This is a genomic window from Pedobacter sp. 01N416, assembly GCF_056399685.1.
Genome location: NZ_JBFTRT010000645.1, coordinates 1 through 2,637, shown reverse-complemented (window position 1 = coordinate 2,637; position 2,637 = coordinate 1). Strand labels below are relative to the sequence as shown.

General features: G+C 38.0%; 3 protein-coding genes and 1 pseudogene. All 4 read right to left on the bottom strand.

The window, feature by feature from the left end; genetic code table 11:
* Positions 1-297, bottom strand: a 297-nt coding sequence (locus AC1DND_RS25225; protein ID WP_477585288.1) for a hypothetical protein, incomplete at its 3' end; no start/stop codon positions are given.
* 379 nt (positions 298-676) lie between these two features.
* The gene (locus AC1DND_RS25220; RefSeq protein WP_477585287.1) at positions 677-1,240 is read right to left on the bottom strand and encodes an N-acetyltransferase family protein; all 564 of its coding nucleotides are present in this window, start codon (positions 1,238-1,240) and stop codon (positions 677-679) included.
* Entirely contained in the window at positions 1,241-2,080 is an 840-nt protein-coding gene (locus tag AC1DND_RS25215) for an MBL fold metallo-hydrolase (protein WP_477585286.1), read from the bottom strand.
* Positions 2,081-2,262: 182 nt separating this feature from the next.
* Positions 2,263-2,637: pseudogene (locus AC1DND_RS25210) on the bottom strand (dihydrolipoyl dehydrogenase); the annotation flags it as partial.

Genomic DNA, 2,637 nt, shown 5'->3' with positions numbered 1-2,637 from the left:
ACCTTGTAATAAATCTTTTAAAGCAATAATTTCTAAGGCACTTAATAAATAGATGTGTTCGCAACCATTAAAGGTAACCAGTTCGAAATCGGCTTTGTGGGTGTTTAAAAGGAGTGCTTCAATATCAATATCTTCTACAACCTTTTTTAATTTTTGAAGCGACAGGCAGTTGTAACGTGCAAACTTGCCGCCAAAATCTACATAAAAGCAGTTTAATTTATCTGATTGATAAATAGAACCATGGGTATTTGAGAATACGTTAACCAGTTCATTAATATCGATACACGCTTTTTCCATCGGTTACAAAAATTGGTATTATTTAGATTAAATACAAATAAAAATGAAAATAAATTTTGGAAGTGCTGGGCGTGGAGCGTTTGGCGGGTCCAAAATAAAAGAGTTATAAAAACATTATATGCATTAGTTTGCTATTGGTAGAAGAAAAAAAAGTGGTTTAATTCTTAGAACGTAGTAATTATAAATGGCCCGTTTAAAAGAAATGAGCTACAATGATCTTATATTCCTTAAATGGTAAACAGCTGAATCAAGTACATAACTTAGTTGTCAGAAAGTATATTGCATGATGAACCATATAAGCAATGTAAGGGAATATAAGGCGTCATTAGGCAAATATGTCAAGCCGATTTATATAGGTTATTCATGTATAAGCTATTCGCTAATAATTGATCTTAAAGACCATATGATGGTATAGTCCGCCCATAAATTGCTTTTCATTTTGAATAGCAAAACCCATATTTTGGTACAGCTTTAATGCCCGATCGTTGTTTTGCTCTACCAATAAGCCGATGTTGTGGTGGCCAAGTTGTTCAGCCCAATCAATTCCTGCTTTAATGAGCTGTTTTCCTATTCCCTTTCCCTGAGCATTTGGATTAACACTAATGGTATCGAGGTAAAATTCCGCGCTTTGGGTTTCGGTGCCTTGATCGGTGCTATTGGCCTGGTAATGCTTAGCCAGGTACGCTAAAAATGGCTGACGAAGCTTTAGGAGTTTTTCGCCATCATAGGCATTTAAAGATCCTAGAATTTTGCCCCCATCTTCATAAACCAAGGTGTTTTCGTAACTGTATTGATTGTTCTCTTGCTGGAAGAAATGTTTAAAGATCCGATTAATGATTTCATCATCTTCTACATTGGTTAATTTCTTCGCCAGCTTGCCCATTGCCTGAATAATCAGTGGTACAACTTCTTCTGCATCTGTAGGCTTGGCTGGTCTGATCATTTAAATGTCGCTCAGGTTAAAAGTTTCTGCCACACGGATTCCTTTTTCTGTTCTTTGTAAAGTACAGCATTCGTTAACTGGATCGTGCTCCAGATATAAGATATAGTTGTTGTTAACGGCTTCTTCTAAAAAGGCTTGTTTCTCAGTCAACGTTTTTAACGGAAACATATCATAAGCCATTACATAGGGCAGGGGAAGGTGGCCTACAGAAGGTAAGAGATCGGCCATATACACAATGGTTCTGCCTTTGTAACTGATTTTAGGCAACATCATGGCATCGGTATGGCCATAGGCAAAACTGATGTTGATATTTTTTTGCCATTCGATATTTTCTATTTCATCAATAAATTTAAGTTGTCCGCTTTCCTTGATCGGCAGGATGTTTTCCTTTAAGAAAGAAGCTTTTTCCCTTGCATTTGGCGCTACTGCCCATTGCCAATGTTTTTCATTACTCCAATAATGTGCATTTTTAAAGGCTGGTGTCAGTTTCTCGTTTTCTCTTACTATTGCCCCACCAACATGATCAAAATGAAGGTGTGTGAGGAAAACATCAGTAATGTCGGTCGTACTGAAACCCAATTGCGCCAGCGATTTTTCCATCGAGTCATCCCCATGCAGGTAATAATGACTGAAAAACTTTTCGTCCTGTTTGTTTCCAATCCCGGTATCCACTAAAATCAATTGATTACTTTCTTCAATTAAGAGGCAACGCATGGCCCATGTGCAAAGGTTATTCGCATCAGCAGGGTTTGTTTTTTGCCAGATGGCCTTGGGTACAACGCCGAACATGGCGCCACCATCTAATTTAAATAAGCCTGTGTTTATGGTGTGGAGTTTCATTTTTGTAGTATCAAGTAATTAGTATCAAGTAGTTAGTATCGAGTAATTAGTATCAAGTATCAAGACTGGAATTGGCTAAAAATACAAAAACCCTTCAGCTTTAACTAAAGGGTTTTTGTAAATGATATTGGTTTTGCTTATCGATGCGGCACCTTATGCCTTCCGCCTTTAAACCTTCTACCTTATAAGTGTATCACTTCTCCGTATGCATCAGCTGCAGCTTCCATAATGGCTTCGCTCATGGTAGGGTGAGGGTGAACAGATTTAATCATTTCGTGACCAGTAGTTTCTAATTTACGGGCAACTACGATTTCGGCAATCATTTCGGTAACGTTGGCACCGATCATGTGTGCACCTAATAATTCTCCGTATTTAGCATCGAAAATTAGTTTTACAAAACCATCTTTAGCACCGGCAGCGCTTGCTTTACCTGATGCCGAGAATGGAAATTTACCAATCTTTAATTCGTAACCTGCTGCTTTTGCTGCTTTTTCAGTATAACCTACTGAAGCAATTTCTGGTGTGCAATAGGTWCWTCCCGGGATGTTATTGTAATC

What these genes read in the sequence shown, in the direction of transcription:
- AC1DND_RS25220 (WP_477585287.1), bottom strand. Translation starts at nt 1,240, where the DNA reads ATGATCAGACCAGCCAAGCCTACAGATGCAGAAGAAGTTGTACCACTG.
- AC1DND_RS25215 (WP_477585286.1), bottom strand. Translation starts at nt 2,080, where the DNA reads ATGAAACTCCACACCATAAACACAGGCTTATTTAAATTAGATGGTGGC.